The organism is Bacillus sp. BB51/4, from assembly GCF_008368845.1.
In the GTDB taxonomy this organism is placed as follows: domain Bacteria; phylum Bacillota; class Bacilli; order Bacillales; family Bacillaceae_G; genus Bacillus_A; species Bacillus_A wiedmannii.
In genome coordinates this window covers 255,675-275,437 of sequence record NZ_QOSC01000005.1, presented here as the reverse complement: position 1 = coordinate 275,437, position 19,763 = coordinate 255,675, and the positions used below count along the sequence as shown (strand labels likewise).

Genomic DNA, 19,763 nt, shown 5'->3' with positions numbered 1-19,763 from the left:
ATAAACTATAACATAAAGATGTTATCATGAATCATAGACGGTTGTCAATAAATGTTCTGCTAACTATTTTTTCCGTTCTACAATTTCTGTTTTACTTCCAAAACGAATAATAGCATACTTTTCGATCATATCATCTTTGAAATAAATTTCAAATGGAATATTTTTGTGTAATTCTTTTTGCAAGAATTGTTTTTGTAATTCTTTAGGTGCCGCGATTAATACTGCCTCATCCTCTATATTGCCATATGTAATTAGCTCTCTCTCTAACTCATACGCAATTGTTTCATATGACATCACATACCCCGTCGCTTTGCACGGTACACACTCTTCTAGTAATACGTCGCGTAAAGAATGTTTCTTACGTTTACGTGTCATCTCCAAAATCCCTAACTCTGTAAAACCGAGCACTCTTGTATATGTGCGATCATTTTGCATAGCAGCCATCAGACATTCTCTTACCTTTTCTTTATCTTCTCTTCTTTTCATATTAATAAAATCAATTAATATCATACCACCGATATCACGCAGTCTTAATTGACGTGCAATCTCTTCAGCTGCCACTTCATTTGTACGAAGGACTGTATCTTGTAAATTCTGTTTTCCAGTAAACTTACCCGTATTCACATCAATTACAGTCATCGTCTCCATTTGTTCCACAATTAAATAAGCACCATTCGGGAGCCACACAATTTTTTGAAGTGCTTTCTCGATCTCACGCTCTATTCCAAAATGGTTAAACATTGAAGATTTTTCATTATAAAAAGTTACTTTTTCTTTTCCAATCTTTTCTTCTAATTCTTTTACTATACTTCTTGTATCTACAACTACTTTTTCAATCGTTTCAATCGGATTCTCTTGGAATACACGATCTAAAAAGGTCGCTGGTCGATGAAGTAGTAACGGTGCCTTTCCTTGGCCCTCTTTTCTTTTTAGCTCTTCATATAACTGCTGTAATCTTTGCATTTCAGCTTGTATTTCTTCAATTTCTCCTTTTTCAGAAGCAGAGCGGAAAATATAACCTCCTGTCCCTTCTACCTCAATTTGGAGTAGCTGTTGCCTTCTTTTATTGTTTTTTATTTTCCGAGAAACCGCACGCATTTCATCATATGGCATATAAACGACATATTTCCCGGTAAATTCTATGTTCGCCGTCAATTTCGGTCCTTTCGTATCAATTGCCTCTTTCACAACTTGCACAAGTACTGCTTGCCCTTCATGTATACGATAAGAAGATGGTACATCATCGTATGAAAGGTACGCATGTTTTTCTAAACCGATGTTTACAAAAGCTGCGTTCATTCCAGCAATTGTTCTTACGATACGTCCAACATAAATATGCCCAACAATCTCTTGTTCTTCATTTCGTTTCCATAAAAACTCAACAATTTTTTTCTTCTCTTCAATTGCAACGCGTTTTTCCGATCCTGCATAGTTCATATATAACGTTTTCAAAATTCTTTCCTCACTTTATAATCTTCTTTGCTTTTACAATAATAAAAGGTTAGTGCTATCGTCAACACTAACCGATCAATTCTTCAACAGATGAAGTTGTTCGTTTTTCAGTAAAATACGCATAGAGTAATTCATTTTCATCCAATGTGTAATGTTCTTTATATTTTCCATGGACGATAATAGAGTGCTTATACCCTCTACGAAATTTTGTGAATATCTTATATAAATGATCTTCGGATTGTACTTCAATAGGTGCAATCTTTTCAATTCCTCTTTTGTTCCCATAATAACGTTCTAATAAAAAACGCATAAAGGCATACTGTCTTTGTTTCCACTCTTGATATAACGACACCGCTAAAAATATGAGTAATACCCACATCATAATATTGTTACTATTCCAAAGTAACTGCCACACTAGTATTACACTAAAAAAAACACATGATAATTTCATCATCTTTTCATGTGCTTGTAAATAAGGAAAACGATATGATAATACGTTAAACAATACTTTTCCACCATCAAGCGGCCAAATAGGTAGTAAATTAAATGCTAAAATAATTATATTATTCCATATAAAGAAATAATATAAATCTGCACCCAGCCAACCAGCTTCAAACACTATATAACCTACCACCATCATCCAAATATGTTGTATAGGCCCTGCAATTACAACAACAAGTTCCTCTTTCAATGACTTATTCCCATGTTCTTCAAGCTCAGCCACACCACCAAACGGTAAAAGTTGAATCTTTTTAATACGCCAATTGTAGTGTGCCGCCGCGAAGGCATGCCCAAGTTCATGGATAAGAACGATACAAAATAACAGTAGTAACTCTTTAAAACGTGCCGTAAAAATACCAATGACAATAATAACCCAAAATAACGGATGCACTGAAATCTTCGTTAAAACTTCTCTATATTTAATCAAATGAAATCACCTGGATCGGGTCAATAAATTTTTCATTCTTTTTTATCGCGAAATAAAACTTACCATTTTTATTATTCGCATCATTATTCACCGTTCCAATTTTTTGTTTCTTTGAAACGTAATCATATAATTTCACTGTCATGTCATTTAAATTCGCATACCACGATTCTGTTCCATCTGCATGCTGAATTTGAACCGTATTACCAAGTTCTTCTTTCTTACCTGCAAAAACAACTAGCCCTTCATTCACTGACTCAACAGTTGCATTTGTAGCTGTTTGAACAAATACACCTTGGCCATTTTTTTGAAACCCTTGCATCACCTTTCCAGAAGCAGGGATAGCATAATCTTTTTGCTGAATAGTTCCTTCTTTTTTCTCAGTAGGTGAATAAAATACGAGCGGTTTTCCAAACTGCTTTTCGTACCATTTCGCTACAGTAGCAAACTGAAATTCTTCTTTCATCACTTTTTCTGTAACAGCTTTAGCACCGTCGAAAGAAGGGGGGGCATTCTTATATAAAATAGCGACAGAAAGAACTAATATTGCTGATAACAAAACTTTGAAGAAAAATACTTCTTTTCGAAATAAAGGATGAATTTCCTTTTCTCCTTCTTCAATAAATACTGTTTCACTATCAAAATTCCCTCCAGCAAAATACTGCTCTTCCTCCATCCTTTCTTGCTCTGCCTTCCTTTTCGCAATCCGTTTTTTAATTTCTTCTACACGTCTATTTTTCATACTGTCTCCTTTCTTTCGTTAAGCTAATTTAAATAGAAACAGTTGTATACAGTTTGTACATATGTATGAGCTAAGAAAGGAAGATATTCGTGTCAAGAAAAAAGAAAGCACTTCGCATATATGCGAAGTGCTTTTAACGGATTCCAAAGAAGTTTTTCATCTTTGTAAATACCGATACCTTTTCTTGTCCAAATGCTTGCAATGGTACATTCTCACCCAACAAGCGTCTTGCAATATTACGATAAGCTAACGCTGCTTTTCCGCTCGGTTGCAACGCTACAGGTTCACCTGTATTTGTAGCACGAATAACTTCATCATCATCCTCGACAACACCAAGAAGCTCGATTGACAATGTACGTACGATTTCATCAACATCTAACATATCCTGCTCATGAAGCATATGACTACGCACACGATTAATAACAAGTTTTGGTGGTTCAATATCCTCTTTTTCTAAAAGCCCGATAATACGATCCGCATCGCGCATTGAGGATACTTCTGGCGTCGTAACAACGATTGCTTTATCCGCACCAGCTACCGCATTTTTAAATCCCTGCTCAATCCCCGCAGGACAATCAATTAATATGTAATCATAATCTTGACGTAATACTTGTATTAATTCATCCATTTGTTCAGGTGTTACCGCTGATTTATCACTCGTTTGCGCTGCAGGTAATAAATAAAGATCATCAAAACGCTTATCTTTAATAAGCGCCTGAGGTAAACGGCAACGCCCTTCAACGACATCAACAAGATCAAATACAATACGGTTTTCCAGCCCCATTACTACGTCTAAGTTTCGAAGACCGATATCTGTGTCAATTAAGCACACTTTCTTTCCAGATAACGCCAGGGCTGTACCAATGTTCGCAGACGTTGTAGTTTTACCTACTCCGCCTTTTCCAGATGTAATTACTATTGCCTCTCCCACAGCTATACAATTCCCCTTTCTAACTTTGTTAAATTAGGTCTAAGATGAGTGAGAAGTTGCAGTCGATCGACAACAATGTGATTGTTCTCATTAATATACGCACATTCTGCCGCCTCCGCTCCGTCTTCTTTCTCTTCCGGAGCCCGCATTGCCACATCACTAATTCGAAGTTGCATCGGGTTCATATCAGATGCAGCGATTACAGCATCCGAATCCCCATAATACCCAGCATGCGCAATTCCTCTTAATGATCCTACGACAAAAATATTCCCCCCAGCGATAACCGTTCCGCCTGGATTAACATCTCCAATTAACAATAAATTTCCTTTTACATGTAAAACTTGTCCAGAGCGAACAATTTTGGAAATAGGGACAATTTCTGTTTCTTCTTTCCAAGCTATTGCTTCTGCTTTCGTTATAACATCACTTTCAATTGAATCCACAACAAGATTCTTTTTATTACGAATTAACGTACGAATCTCTTCTTGTTGGACTTCTGTTAAATAACGATTTCCCACTTTCACATGCACTTCAATTAAAGAGCGCCCATCACCATCATAGTAATGTGTAGAAAGCTTTTCATCCAGTTCCTCCAGTAATTCAGAGAATGAACAACAATCATCTAAATGAAGCGTTATTCCGTCTTTTGTCCCTTTTATTGTTACATTTTGTTGCTTTTTTTCTTCCACTAAAGTTCACCCCACCGATTCAATTCGACATAAAATTAGAAAATCCTTTTTTCTTTTTCTTCCATCGCTTTTGAAAGACGCACTAAATATCGTCTCAGTGGGAAACAAACTATCAATAAGAAAATTGCATTTAGCAATAAAGTAGACAGGAGACGATCTGTGAAAAAGACATACGCTGACATATGAGTACGTCCTAACAAAGTTAAAAATCCATACACATAATACTCTAGTGCTACAATGCTAGCTAGTACAATAGAAGCAACAATAAATAAATTCAATTGTAGTATCTTCATCACACTATAAACTAAATAAGCTAAAATCGGATACGCAAATATATATATACCGACAAGTTCTGTGTATACGGTATCAAATAAGAAACCAAATAAGAGTCCGTAATAAATCCCTTGGACCGGACTATAGTACACAGTAATAAAACATAACACAATTATAAAGAAATGAGGTGCTGCTATACTGTCTTTCCAAAAAACCTCTGTTGGAACAATAGTAGCAAACATATTTTCAAATAGAAAAACAAAAAGGAGCAAAAGAGGAAGAGCTGCTCTTTTTAAAATCTTCATCATCTCTTCTCCCCCTCCTATTCTAATGGCGCTGAAGGCGTTGCACGTTTAGCAACCATAATATGCTCTACGTCATTCAAGTCAGCGGCCGGTTTTACATAAGCTGTTTTTGTTAAGCCGTATGGATCTGGCTGAACATCAACGATTGTTCCAATTACAAGACCTTTCGGGAAAATATCACCAAGTCCAGATGTTACAACTAATTGATCTTTCGCTACCTGAGCATCAGAGCCAATCTTTGTGAAAAGAAGTAAGTGCTTTTCTTTGTCGTAACCTTCAATCAATCCGAAGATTTTCTCATCACCCTGTACGATAGCAGAAACACGATTTGTTCGGCTCATAGAGCTTAGCAATTCTACTGATGATGTAAACTGGGATACACTTTTCACTCGTCCAACTAGACCTTGTGAAGTTACTACAGCCATATCTTTTTTAATTCCTTGCTGTGCTCCTTTATCAATTCCGATTAAATCGTACCATTTATCTGGATTACGAGAAACAACAGTAGATGGAATTTCAGTATATTGGCTATTTAACTCTTTTTTACCCGTTAACTCTTGTAACTTCTTGTTATCATCTTCTAATTGTTTTACTTTCCCTGATAGACCTGCATAATTATCTAATTTTGCTTTTAATTCTTTATTCTCTTCATACGTGCGCTTTACATCCTCTACATTTTCGAAGAATCCAGCTACGTATTTCGCTGGCTTTTGGAATACACGTTCTACAACACCGACAGTGTCTTTAACAAACTGCTCTGGCCATGTTAAACTGTTCCGTTCTTTCAATGAGATTCCAATCAATGCCACGAGAAGAATAATACTAACTAACAAAACAATTAATCTTTTGTTTAAGAAAAACTGTGGCACGTTCACACCCTCTTAATTTCATTGATTTTTATTTTGCAATATTATCGAGCAGCAGTTTTGAAAAGATCGATATTGTCTAATGCTTTACCCGTTCCAATTGCTACGCAATCTAATGGGTCTTCTGCAACAAGAACTGGCATATTTGTTTCTTCACTAATCACTTTATCTAAGTTACGTAGTAATGCTCCGCCACCTGTTAATACGATACCACGGTCCATAATGTCTGCCGCTAATTCAGGTGGAGTTTTCTCTAACGTATTTTTAACAGATTCTACAATTGCATCTACTGTATCTTTTAATGCATCTGCAATTTCTTCTGGCTGAATTAGTACTGTTTTTGGTAAACCACTTACTAAATCACGACCGCGAATTTCCATAGGCTCGATACCTTCTGGCTCGCCTGCAGAACCGATTTCTAATTTTAATGCTTCAGCCGTTCTTTCACCAATCATTAAGTTATAGCTTTTCTTGATGTACTGAATGATTGAATCGTCCATATCATCACCCGCAACACGAACTGATTGACTTGTTACAATACCACCTAAAGAAATGATTGCAACTTCTGTTGTACCGCCACCGATATCAACAACCATACTACCAGTTGGTTCCCAAACAGGTAAGTTCGCACCAATTGCTGCTGCAAATGGTTCTTCGATTGGATAAGCATCACGAGCACCCGCTTGACGAGTCGCATCGATTACTGCACGTCTTTCTACAGCTGTAATACCAGACGGTACACATACCATTACGTAAGGCTTACGTGAGAAGAATCCATTTGATTTTTGAGCTTGTTGAATGTAATATTTCATCATTGTTGCTGTCGTTTCGTAATCAGCAATTACACCGTCTTTCATCGGGCGAAGTGCCACAACGTTTCCTGGTGTACGACCAATCATTTGTTTTGCATCGCTACCTACAGCAACGATTTGTTTCGTATCAGTTTGTAACGCTACTACTGAAGGTTCACGTAAAACTACACCTTTTCCTTTTACATATACAAGCGTGTTCGCAGTTCCTAAATCTATTCCAAGATCGCGAGTAAAGCCACCAAATCCAAACATATTATTTATCTTCCTTTCTTGTTTTCACGGACTCATTTTTTCTTACTTTATATTATAAAAACAGTACGTTTTTTATATCTTTATCCTTCTTGTAGATAAATTTCTACAAAAAACTCATAAATCACATTATAAAACAAAATAAGTAAAAAGCATAGTCTTAAATATGACCTTTTTCCTTTAAACTCACGAATTTATGGTCACCTATTATAATATGGTCAAGCACTTCAATTCCTATAATCTGGCCGCATTCTACTAAGCGTTTCGTTACTTCAATATCCTCTCGGCTTGGCGTGGGGTCTCCTGAAGGGTGGTTATGAAGACATATGATAGAGGCTGCTGCGCGGCGGAACGCTTCTTTAAAAACTTCTCTTGGATGTACAATTGATGTGTTTAAACTTCCAATGAAAATCGTTTGCCTATGTATAACTTGATTTTTTGTGTTCAAATATAAACATACAAAATGCTCCTGCTGCAGGAAGCGCATTTCTTCCATCATATATCTCGCACAATCTTCTGGGCTTCGAATGCTGTATCTATTTTGATATTCTAAACGTACCATTCTTCTACCAAGTTCAAAAGCAGCTATAAGCTGGGCTGCCTTTGCAATCCCAACACCATGTATACTGACAAGCTCTTCTAACGTTGCATCTTTCAACATACGTAAACCATCAAAGTGATGTAAAATTTTATCTGATAACTTTAAAACTGTTTCTTCTTTAGAACCTGTTCTAAGTAACACAGCAAGAAGCTCCCGATTCGATAAACTTCCAGCTCCTTCTAATAATAAACGCTCCCGTGGCTGTTCTTCTTTGACAACATCACGAATACCGTTCATTTCTCCACCCCTTTATTTGTTCTCTCAAAGAAAATCCCATGCAATTTTACGCATGGGTTACATCAATATTAAATTGTTTTAATTCCCGAACAAGACGTGAAATTGGTAACCCGACTACACTATAGTAGTCCCCTTGAATATGTTGAACAAAAATAGATCCTTTACCTTGAATTCCATAACTTCCTGCTTTATCAAGAGGTTCTTTTGATGCAACATATACGTCAATTTCCTCTTCTGTTAATTCCCAAAACGTAACTTCTGTACGCTCGTAAAAAGTGACTGTTTTGTCTTTTGCTATAATTGCAACACCAGTATACACTTCATGTGTTTTCCCTGATAATAATTGCAACATTTCTTTCGCCTCAGCCTCATTAGAAGGCTTTCCAAGAATACGCGATTCATATGTAACAATTGTGTCTGCACCTAACACAATGTAATCACTATTCGTTTCTGCTACCGCAGATGCTTTTTGCAGGGCGAGGGACATAACGATATCAGAAGGTGATGAGTACGCACCAATCGTCTCTTCTACTTCACTTACAATGATTTCAAATGGTACATCCGCTAACTCAAGCAGTTCCTTCCTGCGAGGTGACCCTGATGCTAAAATAATTTTTCTCATATTTTCTCCTTCCTTTCTCACATGAAGCAGAATCATTTACATCAATCGTATCAAAGGAATAGTTTGTCCACAAATGAAAGAAATATTATTTTCTCTAAATAAAATAATACTTTTTACTAAAATACGATTATATTCCTGCCATAGAGAAAGCACTTTGCTCTAAATTCAAAAGAAAAGGAAGAAGTACCTATACTTCTTCCTTCGTCATTTCATTATCCTATTATTTCACCTTTTGGGAAACAATTTTTTCATATGAAAGTATACCATCAATAATAACTTGATTTAATTTCGCCAAAGATTCCTTATCACCTTTTCCATCCTTCACTGTTTGCACAGCTACTGACGTATACATATACAATTTCTTTGCTTCTTCCTGCTTCATACTTTTTCCTTCTTTTTCAATTGCTTTCCACTCTTTTTCAATCGCACCTATATCTTTTGCATTACTTTTTCCACTAGCTTGTACGCTGGAAGCATATTTTGCTAAATGAGTATATAATGGCTGTACTTTTGTTAAAAACGCCCCAACTTCTTTATCATCTTTAAGTAACGCTTTATCTGTTATATCCCAGTTCTTTTTCAATACGGAGACATTATCATTTTTATACTGCGTCATTAATTGATTTATACCTTGTTCATCGCTAGCAATACCAACAACTAATGCATACTTATCACCGCTCGGTTTTAAAGCTGCAACGCCTCCATTACCTTTCCACTCTTCAAGAGCGGCCTGTCCCTTTTCTTCGGAAGAATAAATCCCTCCTTGCACAAAAAATAATTTCATTGGATCTAATGACGTTCCTGTCTGTGCTTTTTGTTTTTCCTCTTTTGGTGCCGGTGTTTGTTCTGCCGTTCCACCCACCTTTGATTCTTCATTTCGCATCTGCTTCGAAGCTGTTACTTCGCTTCCGCCTGTCGCACCTTGTCCTTTAAGTAACTGTAGCATTCCCATCCCAAACGCCGTACCAATAACAATCGCAGTTGCAACGATTGCAATTAACGTATTGCTCCACTTCTTTCGTTTTTTTTCCTTAGACACCAATTTCGCTTTTTGAAACGGAACAACGTTTTTCGGTCTTTCACTTTCTACTACCATCCATTCAAATTCATCTTTCTTCTTCTCCTCATACTTCGCTTCTGTTCCATTCACTTTCACTGAGATCGTTCGTGATTGCTTGTCCATACACTCACACCTCACCTCTTATCGTTGTCCGCATCATATCATATTCATTTCACAAAAAAACGAGATATTTGTCAGAGGAATTCGCCAAATAACCCTATATATTTATCTTATATGTATGCATTTGACTTCATTTGTAGAACAGAAAAACTAGATAGCAAAGACTATCTAGTTTTTCTCGCGAATATATTTTCGAACTTCCGAAATGAAATAAAGAGAACCTGTTATGATAAAAACATCATTTTCTCCAATCATTTCAACCTTCGTATCAATTGCCTCTTTCCAATTTTCAAAAACTAGTTTTGACTCTTTCTTTGCATACGATGCAAGCTTGTCAGCAGAAATAGCACGATCAAAGGCGAATGTTGTAAAAATAATTTCATCGGCAATGGTTTCTAATTGATCTACCATATTATGCAATTGTTTATCACCTAGGGCAGTAAATAAAACTATTACATTTTTATTTTTGTAATGTGATTCTACTGTTTTCACAAGACTTTCGATACCTTCTGGGTTATGGGCACCATCTATAATAATATCTGGATTGTTTTGCAGTTTTTCAAATCGCCCAATCCAATACGCTTCCTGTAATCCAGTTCTTATTTCTTCTTCCTCAATTAAAAATGATAAGTATGTTTTGACATACATGACTGCCATAAGTGCAAGTACTGCGTTTCCTACTTGGTGAACACCTTTCATTGAGATTCGCACATCTTCAAAGGTGGCGAAAGGACAAGTGAAATCGAACTGTTCTCCATCTTCGCCAGACTGTTTATGTAACGCTGTAAAATGCTTGCCCATCTCGTATAAGTTTGCATGATTTTCCTTTGCAACTTTTTGAATGACTTGCAATGCTTCCTCATCTCGTACACCAGTAATAACTGGAACACCAGACTTAATAATCCCCGCCTTTTCATATGCAATTTCTCCTAGTGTGTTCCCTAAAATATGCATATGATCGTGGCCGATATTTGTAATAATCGTAAGAACAGGATGAATAACATTCGTAGAATCAAAGCGCCCTCCCAGCCCTGTTTCAAATAAAACAACATCACAGAAATTAACTTTACCGAAATAACAAATTGCCATAACAGTAATAATTTCAAACTCAGTCGCTTCCCCTAAATCCGTCTCATCTAGTTTTTCAACGACTGGCTTTACCATCTTTACAAGTTCAGTAATCTCTTCATCTGCAATTGGTGTCCCGTTCACACTAATACGTTCGTTAAATGTTTCAATATAAGGAGAGGTAAATGTTCCTACCTTATATTTTGCATCTTCTAACATGTAGCGCATATATGTTAACGTTGAACCTTTTCCATTTGTACCAGCAAGATGAACACATTTTATGTGACGCTCTGGATTTCCGAGCTCTTCTAGCATCCATCTCATTCTTTCTAATCCTGGTTTAATACCAAACTTCAATCGGCTATGAATCCACCCTATCGCTTCTTCGTATGTATGTATCACGTATGCTTTCCCCTTTCAAAAGACAACCTTCATACTCCTATTATACGCAAAGAAAAGAGACTCACCAATATAGTGAGCCTCTAAAAAACATTTTACTTTTCAAGATCTGCTAGACGTTGGCGAACTGCTTCACGTTTTTCTAGGTAGTCTTGCTCTTTCGCACGCTCTCCGTCAATAACTGCTGCAGGAGCTTTCGCTACGAAACCTTGGTTTGAAAGTTTCTTCTGTACACGTTCTACTTCTTTGTCGAACTTCTCAAATTCTTTCTCAAGACGTGCTCTCTCTTCATCAAGATTGATAAGATCAGCTAACGGTAAGAATAACTCTGCACCTGATACGATTGCAGTCATTGCTTTTTCTGGTGCTTGTAAATCCGTTTGAATTATTAATTCGCTTGGGTTACAGAAACGCTCAATGTAAGAGCTGTTTTTTGTAAGTTGAGCAAGTACAGCCTCATCTTTTGCTTTAATTTGCATTTGAACTTTTTTGCTCATCGGCGTATTAACTTCTGCACGGATGTTACGAACAGAGCGAATGATATCAACTAGAAGGTGCATTTCTGCCGCAGCTTCTGTATCTTGTAAATCTTCGCGAACTGTTGGCCACGCTGCTACTGTAATAGATTCGCCTTCATGCGGTAAATGTTGCCAAATCTTCTCTGTTACGAATGGCATGAATGGGTGTAATAGACGCATTGTTTGGTCTAATACGTAAGCTAAAATAGAACGAGTTGTTTTCTTAGCTGCTTCATCTTCACCGTATAGTGGAAGTTTCGCCATTTCAATGTACCAGTCACAGAAATCGTCCCAAATGAAGTTGTATAATGAACGACCAGCTTCACCGAACTCATATTTATCCATGTTACGCGTTACGCTTTCGATTGTTTCGTTTAAGCGAGTTAAAATCCACTTATCCGCAACTGATTTTTCACCAGTTAAATCGATTTCTTCATACTTCATATCATCCATGTTCATTAATACGAAACGTGATGCGTTCCAAATTTTATTAATGAAGTTCCAAGTAGACTCTACTTTTTCCATACTGAAACGTAAATCTTGACCTGGTGCGCTTCCTGTTGATAAGAAATAGCGCATTGCATCTGCACCGTACTTCTCGATAACATCCATTGGATCAATACCGTTACCAAGAGATTTACTCATTTTACGTCCTTGCTCATCACGAACTAAACCGTGAATTAATACATCTTTAAATGGACGCTCACCAGTAAACTCTAAACCTTGGAAAATCATACGAGATACCCAGAAGAAGATGATGTCATAACCCGTTACTAATGCATCTGTTGAATAATAACGTTTAAAGTCTGCTGAATCTTCATCCGGCCAGCCAAGTGTTGAGAACGGCCATAACGCTGAACTGAACCATGTATCAAGTACGTCGTTATCTTGATTCCAGTTTTCAATATCTGCTGGTGCATCTGTACCTACGTATACTTCACCAGTTTCTTTATGATACCAAGCTGGAATACGGTGTCCCCACCATAATTGACGAGAAATACACCAGTCGTGAATGTTTTCCATCCAGCGTAAGTATGTGTTTTCAAAACGTTCTGGTACGAACGTTACTTTCTCTTCTTCTTTTTGTTGAAGCTCTACTGCCTTCTCAGCAAGTGGAGCCATTTTCACGAACCATTGTGTTGATAAGTAAGGCTCAACAACTGCACCACTACGCTCACTATGACCTACTGAATGCATATGAGGCTCGATTTCTACTAATACGCCCGCTTCTTGTAAGTCCTTCACTAACGCTTTACGGCATTCGAAACGATCCATACCGTTATACTTACCAGCTTTTTCGTTCATTGATCCATCTTCGTTCATTACTAAGATACGTGGTAAGTCATGACGGTTACCTACTTCAAAGTCATTCGGGTCATGAGCTGGTGTAATTTTTACAACGCCTGTTCCGAAATCTTTTTCTACGTACTCATCAGCAATAATTGGAATCTCACGGCCTACGATTGGAAGTGTAACTGTTTTCCCGATTAAATGCTTGTAACGATCGTCTTCTGGATGAACTGCTACTGCTGTATCACCAAGCATCGTTTCTGGACGAGTAGTCGCAAGACGAATATGACCAGAGCCATCTGTTAACGGATAGTTCATATGGTAGAATGCACCTTGAACTTCTTTATGAATTACTTCAATATCAGAAAGAGCTGTGCGTGTTGCTGGGTCCCAGTTGATAATATATTCACCGCGGTAAATCAAGCCTTTTTCGTATAATTGAACGAATACTTTATTAACCGCATCAGATAAACCTTCGTCTAATGTGAAACGTTCACGAGAATAGTCTAGTCCTAAACCAACTTTCCCCCATTGTTGACGAATGTGAGACGCGTATTCCTCTTTCCATTCCCAAGCTTTTTCAAGGAATTTCTCACGGCCAAGATCGTAACGTGAAATACCTTCTTCACGAAGTTTCCCTTCTACTTTCGCTTGTGTTGCGATACCTGCATGATCCATTCCTGGAAGCCATAATACATCGTAACCTTGCATACGCTTCGTACGAGTTAAAATATCTTGAAGAGTTGTATCCCAAGCATGACCTAAGTGTAACTTACCAGTTACGTTCGGAGGTGGAATTACAATTGTGTATGGTTGTTTCTTCTCATCTCCTGTTGCTTCGAAATATTTGCCTTCAAGCCACCATTGATAAAGGCCTTCTTCAACGGACATATGATCATATTTAGTTGGTAAATTCTTTTCCGTGTTTGACATTATTTTCCCTCCTTAAAATAAAAAATGCCCCTCATCCAAAAAGGACGAGGGACATCGCGGTACCACCTTTATTTACAAACAAATTCAGAAATTTGCTTATACTCTTAATTTGATAACGGACAAATCCGTCTTTTCCTAATGAGAACTATTCCGTTCAGAAAAGATGCTCCAGGGCTACCTTCTAACATAACTATCTAGAGAATCTCCCAGCTAATGATTCTCCTCTCTGAAGACGTTTCTTGTTATACTCTTCCCCTTCAAGGCATTTATATGATTGTTAATTATTATATACAATAGTGTAAAAAACGAAACCCTATTCGTCAAGATAAATTTAATACTACGGCTTTTTGGGCAAAAAAAGAAGATAAGTAGCATCCTCTACTTATCTTCTTTATCCCGCTATTTGCGGGCAGTAAGATCCCCCACTAATTAAAGTTTCACTTTACCCGTTCCCTTGCTGGGCAGCTTGTAATTGCGAAAGGAAATATTCTATATTACTAACGAGCCAATGCGATTGTTGTAAGCTCTTTACTCCGAGAAGTTCATTTTCCTCATTGCGACTCTCTCTTCTTTTCTTATAAGACTGGATTTGCCGAATAAATTGCGATGGATACGTCATATACGCAAACATGAGTAGTTGCTCTTCTTTCGTAAAAGGGAAATTTTTTTGGTACATTTGATACCATTCAAACCGATCACTTCGCGCAATTGGATACGTGTTTAAAGACCGAGAATAAAAACCAACTATATCTTGCACTGGTGTTGCAAACTTCGATTTTTCTAAACTAATAAAATAGCCATTCCGTTCATAATCAAATAAGAAATGATTAAGCGATACGTTACCATGCACAAAAGTAATACGTGTTTTTTCTTTTTCCTTCATCGCATCGTTCCACTCAGTTAATTGCTTCGTTGCAAACTCACGAGCCCTCATTACATGATGATAGTACGTACAATATTGCAATTCAAACGGAGACATATACCACTTCGCTTCAGATTCTACGAGAAACTCTTCTAACATCTCACCATCATTCTCCCAGCGATCGGATATATTTGTATAATGTTTTTCTAAATCTTCTTCTGTATACGTTTCTTCTTTCATCGTTTTTTGATGTAACGTCCCGAGAGTTTGAAACATTTTATGGTATTGATCATTATCCTCGCCGTTGCCTTCCGCACGTTCTAACCAAGGCATTAAATAATAATTATACGTCCCGTCACTTAAAATATAACTTCCATCCGTCGCATGGTATATAGGTACATAATTTGAAAAACCGTTCTCCTTCAAATATTGCATATGGTGCAAAAAGTTATTCCGCTCTAACTTCCCGTCTTCTATTTTCTTGAGCGCATACGGACCTTGATTCGTGTAAATTTTCGTTACACTTCCGTGCTCTTCCATATGCTGTGTATCCAATCTGTATTGCCTTACAATGGGTTCATAGCGATTTCGTAATTCAATATCCATACGAATAACCCTTTCTATTCAAAACATAGCCTTTAGGAAAATAAGCGAGTGAAAACACTCACTTATTTCGCTTTTGCCCTTGAAACAGGAATATAAATAATTTGTCCCGCAGTTAAATATATATCTTCTGTTTGATTGACACGATATAAGTTTTGTACAGACGTTTCATAACGGTCTGCAACAGATTCGATTGTATCCCCTTCTTGCACGAAATACATTCTTAACTTTGTAAATTCTTCTTCCGGTTCTTTCGTAAATATTTTCGTTAAATAAAGTGCATTTTCATCTCGCTGTGAATACGTTTCTTCTTCTTGCTCTTCTTGTTTTTTCGCTTTTTCTTTCTTGAAATCTTTTCTTCCGAACAATTCAAATTGTGGCGTTGATTCTTTCTCCTCTTCACGCTCTACAAATTCATGTTCTTCTATTTCCTCTTCCTCTACTTCCTGCTCTTTTCTTTCCTCTAGTTGGAACGGTTCAAATGCGTAATCTTCCCACTCATCTGATTCCTTATAGACTGGTTCTTCTACGTGCGGCGCAGGTCTATTTTCATCCTCTTGTGCGGAATCAGCCTCTAACTCAGCATACGCTGTTTCTTCCTCTTCATCCTCGATTCTTTCTTCATCACATAAACCAGTGATAGATATATCCGCTAATAATTGTAAGCAACCATTTTCCTTTAATTCATAATCAAATTCTTCAATAGATACATATAGTTCTTCAATTACTTTCACACGGTTTCTCGGAATTGATATTTCAAGCGGAAAGGAATGAACAAGTTCATTAACCCCATCTTCCCTTGTTTCTACATAATCAATTGACTTCGCTGGCGATAGATCTCTTAATGAATAAGCCGAATCATCTTGCCGCGCAACATACTCTCCCGTTAAATCTAATTGCCCTCTCACGATAACTTCATGATCAAGCTCTTCTATCTCAACGTCTGGATCTAACGAAATTGACAAAAGTTCTTCGACTTCCTGTCCTTTTTGGAACCAAACAGATTCTTTTAATGAAAAACGTAATGAATGATCTGTTGCCACTTCTTTTCCCCCTCCCAAACTATATGTCATTACAGATTTATGTATGGAAAGCTGACTTTATGAATAAAAAAAATCACTCCCCTTATGGAGAGCGATTTTCTTTCAACAATTAAGCTTTTAATTTTGACATTGCAATTTCAGCCGCTGCAATCGTCGCTTCAATATCTGCATCACTATGTGCTGTCGATAAGAATAGACCTTCGAATTGAGATGGTGGCAAGAATACACCTTGTTCTACCATTTCACGATAGTAAGCCGCAAAGAATTCTAAGTTTGAAGATTTTGCTGCATCGTAATTAACAACTTGTTCATCTGTAAAGAAGATACCAATCATAGAACCCGCACGGTTAATATGATGCGGAATGCCATGTTTTTCAGCCGCTTTACGTAATCCAGCTTCTAACATTTCAGCTTTACGCTCAAATTCTACATACGATTCTGGCGTTAACTGTACTAACGTTTCATAACCTGCTGCCATTGCAAGTGGGTTACCTGATAAAGTACCTGCTTGGTAAATCGGTCCGCTCGGTGCAACTTGGCGCATAATTTCTGCTTTACCACCGTATGCTCCTACTGGTAAGCCACCACCGATTACTTTACCTAAACAAGTTAAATCAGGTGTTACACCGTAATAACCTTGTCCGCAATTATAAGCAACTCGGAATCCTGTCATGACTTCATCAAAAATAAGCAATGCACCATTTTGCTCTGTTACTTCACGAAGACCTTCTAAAAATCCTGGTTGCGGAGGAACAACACCCATATTTCCTGCTACTGGTTCTACAATTATACAAGCAATATCATCACCAAATTGTTCGAAAGCGTATTTCACACTATCTAAATCGTTATACGCTACGGTAATCGTATTTTTCGCTACACCTTCTGGTACACCAGGGCTATCTGGTAAACCTAGCGTCGCCACACCAGAACCCGCTTTAATTAATAACGAATCACCATGACCGTGGTAACAACCGATGAATTTCAAAATTTTGTTACGGCCTGTATAACCACGAGCTAAACGTAGCGCACTCATTGTCGCTTCTGTTCCAGAGTTAACCATACGTACAATCTCAATTGATGGTACGCGCTCAATAACAAGTTTCGCTAATTTATTCTCAATTTCCGTTGGGGCACCGAAGCTTGTTCCTCTTTCAGCAACAGACTTTAAAGCTTCAACAACACGATCGTTCGCATGACCATGAATTAAAGGACCCCATGATAATACGTAATCGATGTATTCATTTCCATCGATATCATATACTTTAGAACCTTTTCCGCGCTCCATAAACAACGGATTCATACCGACAGACTTAAAGGCACGAACGGGGCTATTTACGCCACCAGGCATTAAATCTTGTGCCTCTTCAAACGCCGCAATCGACTTATCAAACTTTTTCATTATTTAGCGCCTCCTTCTTGTAACCATCTTGCTACATCTTTTGCATGATACGTAATAATTAAATCTGCTCCTGCACGTTTCATGCTAATTAATTTTTCAAGTACAACTTCTTTTTCATTAATCCAACCATTTTGCGCTGCTGCTTTAATCATCGAATATTCACCACTTACGTTATATGCAACGACTGGTAAATTAAAGTTATTTTTCACATCACGAACGATATCTAAGTAAGAAAGAGCTGGCTTTACAATTAAGAAATCTGCCCCTTCCATTACATCTGATTCTGCTTCACGGAATGCTTCCATACGGTTCGCTGGATCCATTTGATATGTTTTACGATCACCAAATTGCGGGGCACCGTGCGCCGCATCACGGAATGGTCCGTAAAATGCTGATGAATATTTCACAGCGTACGACATTACTGGTACGTGTCCAAAACCATTTTCATCTAATGCATGGCGAATTGCTGTTACGAATCCGTCCATCATGTTTGATGGCGCAATAATGTCCGCTCCTGCTTTCGCTTGGCTTACAGCTGTTTTCGCAAGAACTGCAAGAGACTCGTCATTTAAAATAATACCATCTTCAATTACACCGCAATGACCATGGCTTGTGAATTGACATAAACATGTATCTGCAACTACTACTAGCTCAGGGAATTCACCTTTAATTTGCTTAATTGCACGTTGCACAATTCCATGATCACAATATGCTGATGATCCAACTTCATCTTTTTCAGCAGGTAAACCAAATACAATAACAGAACGAATACCTAAATCAACAACCTCTTGCATTTCAGCTTGCAATAAATCTAAAGACATTTGATATACGCCTGGCATAGAAGGCACTTCATTACGAACATTTTCTCCTTCTAATACAAAAATAGGGTAAATAAAATCTTCCGTATGTAAAAACGTTTCACGCACAAGCGCACGCATATTACCGCTTTGTCTTAAGCGACGATGACGATTAAATTGTAAAGAGTTCATAGATTTCTATCCCCATTCTTTTATTTTATAGATTCACAAATGCATTGTAGTAATGCTTCTACAGTGTACTCTTTCGGCATAATAACATGTGGAAAATAAAGGATCGCCTCTTTTTCCGTAATAGGCCCTATACAAGCAATTGTACAGTTTTTTGTCCATTCTCTCCAGTTTGTACCCTCAAGTAAACGAACAAAACTAGTAACAGTTGAAGGGCTTGTAAATGTAATAATGTCTACTTTCCCTACTTCTAACGCTACTATAAGCTCTTGCCTTTTCTCTACATTCTCTTTCGTACCATATACGATTAGCTCATCTAGAGAAACACCAATTTCGCGAAGTGCAACTGGAATTACATCTCTTGCTAAATTCCCTTTCGGAAATAAAATGCACTCGTTTCCACTTAGTCTTTTTACAAACTCTTCTGCAAATACTTCTGCAACAAATGAAGTTGGAACGAAGTCCACTTGATAGCCCCGCTTTTCTAACTCTAACCTTGTTTTCACGCCTACTGCAGCAATTTTAGTCTTTGCGGGTAGCTTCTTTCTCAAGCTATCTAGAAAAAAAGCTACCCCATTTTTACTCGTAAAAATAACCCAGTCATACGAATGCAGCTGCCCTGCTATATGTTGAATTTGCCTATGAGACATACCTTCCATACGCAAAAGCGGAATTTCCAATGGAATTCCGCTCTTTTCTTTCACCGCTACACTCATTTGTTTCGCTTGATGCTGGGCACGTGTAATTAATACCGTTTTGCCAGCGAGAGCGTTCATAT

18 protein-coding genes and 1 other annotated feature are annotated in these 19,763 nt (G+C 37.5%); all 18 genes read right to left on the bottom strand.

Features of this window, described 5'->3' with window-relative positions:
- Positions 1-63: 63 nt before the first annotated feature.
- Positions 64-1,452, bottom strand: coding sequence for an Rne/Rng family ribonuclease (locus DN392_RS03710; protein ID WP_000855439.1), 1,389 nt, complete (start codon positions 1,450-1,452; stop codon positions 64-66).
- Positions 1,453-1,519: 67 nt separating this feature from the next.
- Positions 1,520-2,380 (bottom strand): stage IV sporulation intramembrane metalloprotease SpoIVFB, encoded by an 861-nt coding sequence (gene spoIVFB / locus DN392_RS03705; RefSeq protein ID WP_000599080.1) that lies wholly within the window; start codon positions 2,378-2,380, stop codon positions 1,520-1,522.
- Positions 2,373-3,119, bottom strand: a complete 747-nt coding sequence (gene spoIVFA / locus DN392_RS03700; protein ID WP_000797469.1) for a stage IV sporulation protein SpoIVFA — start codon at positions 3,117-3,119, stop codon at positions 2,373-2,375. Before spoIVFA ends, spoIVFB begins: the two co-directional genes overlap by 8 nt.
- 133 nt (positions 3,120-3,252) lie before the next feature.
- Positions 3,253-4,050, bottom strand: a complete 798-nt coding sequence (minD, locus tag DN392_RS03695) for a septum site-determining protein MinD (protein ID WP_000503312.1) — start codon at positions 4,048-4,050, stop codon at positions 3,253-3,255.
- 2 nt (positions 4,051-4,052) lie between these two features.
- Entirely contained in the window at positions 4,053-4,739 is a 687-nt protein-coding gene (minC, locus tag DN392_RS03690; RefSeq protein WP_000391511.1) for a septum site-determining protein MinC, read from the bottom strand.
- A 35-nt stretch (positions 4,740-4,774) separates the two neighbouring features.
- Entirely contained in the window at positions 4,775-5,320 is a 546-nt protein-coding gene (gene mreD / locus DN392_RS03685; RefSeq protein ID WP_000975757.1) for a rod shape-determining protein MreD, read from the bottom strand.
- 14 nt (positions 5,321-5,334) lie between these two features.
- On the bottom strand, positions 5,335-6,186 hold the full coding sequence (gene mreC, locus DN392_RS03680) for a rod shape-determining protein MreC (protein ID WP_001135496.1): 852 nt from the start codon (positions 6,184-6,186) through the stop codon (positions 5,335-5,337).
- 41 nt (positions 6,187-6,227) lie between these two features.
- Positions 6,228-7,247 (bottom strand): cell shape-determining protein MreB, encoded by a 1,020-nt coding sequence (gene mreB, locus DN392_RS03675; protein ID WP_000466737.1) that lies wholly within the window; start codon positions 7,245-7,247, stop codon positions 6,228-6,230.
- A gap of 157 nt (positions 7,248-7,404) precedes the next feature.
- Positions 7,405-8,082, bottom strand: coding sequence for a DNA repair protein RadC (gene radC, locus DN392_RS03670; RefSeq protein ID WP_001013378.1), 678 nt, complete (start codon positions 8,080-8,082; stop codon positions 7,405-7,407).
- A gap of 46 nt (positions 8,083-8,128) precedes the next feature.
- Positions 8,129-8,704: a Maf family protein gene (locus DN392_RS03665; RefSeq protein WP_001226270.1), complete on the bottom strand. Its 576-nt coding sequence runs from the start codon at positions 8,702-8,704 to the stop codon at positions 8,129-8,131.
- 220 nt (positions 8,705-8,924) lie between these two features.
- Positions 8,925-9,887 (bottom strand): hypothetical protein, encoded by a 963-nt coding sequence (locus DN392_RS03660; RefSeq protein ID WP_064449238.1) that lies wholly within the window; start codon positions 9,885-9,887, stop codon positions 8,925-8,927.
- Positions 9,888-10,052: 165 nt separating this feature from the next.
- Positions 10,053-11,354, bottom strand: a complete 1,302-nt coding sequence (locus DN392_RS03655) for a bifunctional folylpolyglutamate synthase/dihydrofolate synthase (protein ID WP_000582058.1) — start codon at positions 11,352-11,354, stop codon at positions 10,053-10,055.
- A gap of 92 nt (positions 11,355-11,446) precedes the next feature.
- Complete coding sequence (locus DN392_RS03650) at positions 11,447-14,092, bottom strand: valine--tRNA ligase (RefSeq protein ID WP_000072220.1); 2,646 nt, start codon at positions 14,090-14,092, stop codon at positions 11,447-11,449.
- Between the two features lie 37 nt (positions 14,093-14,129).
- Positions 14,130-14,362 (bottom strand) — a binding site (T-box leader).
- A 172-nt stretch (positions 14,363-14,534) separates the two neighbouring features.
- Positions 14,535-15,560, bottom strand: coding sequence for a spore coat protein YsxE (gene ysxE / locus DN392_RS03645; RefSeq protein ID WP_000350664.1), 1,026 nt, complete (start codon positions 15,558-15,560; stop codon positions 14,535-14,537).
- A 62-nt stretch (positions 15,561-15,622) separates the two neighbouring features.
- Positions 15,623-16,600: a stage VI sporulation protein D gene (gene spoVID / locus DN392_RS03640; protein WP_000179735.1), complete on the bottom strand. Its 978-nt coding sequence runs from the start codon at positions 16,598-16,600 to the stop codon at positions 15,623-15,625.
- Between the two features lie 109 nt (positions 16,601-16,709).
- Positions 16,710-17,999, bottom strand: coding sequence for a glutamate-1-semialdehyde 2,1-aminomutase (hemL, locus tag DN392_RS03635; RefSeq protein WP_000712935.1), 1,290 nt, complete (start codon positions 17,997-17,999; stop codon positions 16,710-16,712).
- Positions 17,999-18,988: a porphobilinogen synthase gene (gene hemB / locus DN392_RS03630; protein WP_149237911.1), complete on the bottom strand. Its 990-nt coding sequence runs from the start codon at positions 18,986-18,988 to the stop codon at positions 17,999-18,001. Before hemB ends, hemL begins: the two co-directional genes overlap by 1 nt.
- A gap of 20 nt (positions 18,989-19,008) precedes the next feature.
- The gene (gene hemD, locus DN392_RS03625; protein ID WP_000992333.1) at positions 19,009-19,761 is read right to left on the bottom strand and encodes a uroporphyrinogen-III synthase; all 753 of its coding nucleotides are present in this window, start codon (positions 19,759-19,761) and stop codon (positions 19,009-19,011) included.
- Positions 19,762-19,763 lie beyond the last annotated feature (2 nt).

What these genes read in the sequence shown, in the direction of transcription:
- spoIVFA (WP_000797469.1), bottom strand. Translation starts at nt 3,119, where the DNA reads ATGAAAAATAGACGTGTAGAAGAAATTAAAAAACGGATTGCGAAAAGG.
- mreD (WP_000975757.1), bottom strand. Translation starts at nt 5,320, where the DNA reads ATGATGAAGATTTTAAAAAGAGCAGCTCTTCCTCTTTTGCTCCTTTTT.
- mreB (WP_000466737.1), bottom strand. Translation starts at nt 7,247, where the DNA reads ATGTTTGGATTTGGTGGCTTTACTCGCGATCTTGGAATAGATTTAGGA.
- radC (WP_001013378.1), bottom strand. Translation starts at nt 8,082, where the DNA reads ATGAACGGTATTCGTGATGTTGTCAAAGAAGAACAGCCACGGGAGCGT.
- DN392_RS03665 (WP_001226270.1), bottom strand. Translation starts at nt 8,704, where the DNA reads ATGAGAAAAATTATTTTAGCATCAGGGTCACCTCGCAGGAAGGAACTG.
- DN392_RS03660 (WP_064449238.1), bottom strand. Translation starts at nt 9,887, where the DNA reads ATGGACAAGCAATCACGAACGATCTCAGTGAAAGTGAATGGAACAGAA.
- DN392_RS03650 (WP_000072220.1), bottom strand. Translation starts at nt 14,092, where the DNA reads ATGTCAAACACGGAAAAGAATTTACCAACTAAATATGATCATATGTCC.
- ysxE (WP_000350664.1), bottom strand. Translation starts at nt 15,560, where the DNA reads ATGGATATTGAATTACGAAATCGCTATGAACCCATTGTAAGGCAATAC.
- hemL (WP_000712935.1), bottom strand. Translation starts at nt 17,999, where the DNA reads ATGAAAAAGTTTGATAAGTCGATTGCGGCGTTTGAAGAGGCACAAGAT.
- hemB (WP_149237911.1), bottom strand. Translation starts at nt 18,988, where the DNA reads ATGAACTCTTTACAATTTAATCGTCATCGTCGCTTAAGACAAAGCGGT.
- hemD (WP_000992333.1), bottom strand. Translation starts at nt 19,761, where the DNA reads ATGAACGCTCTCGCTGGCAAAACGGTATTAATTACACGTGCCCAGCAT.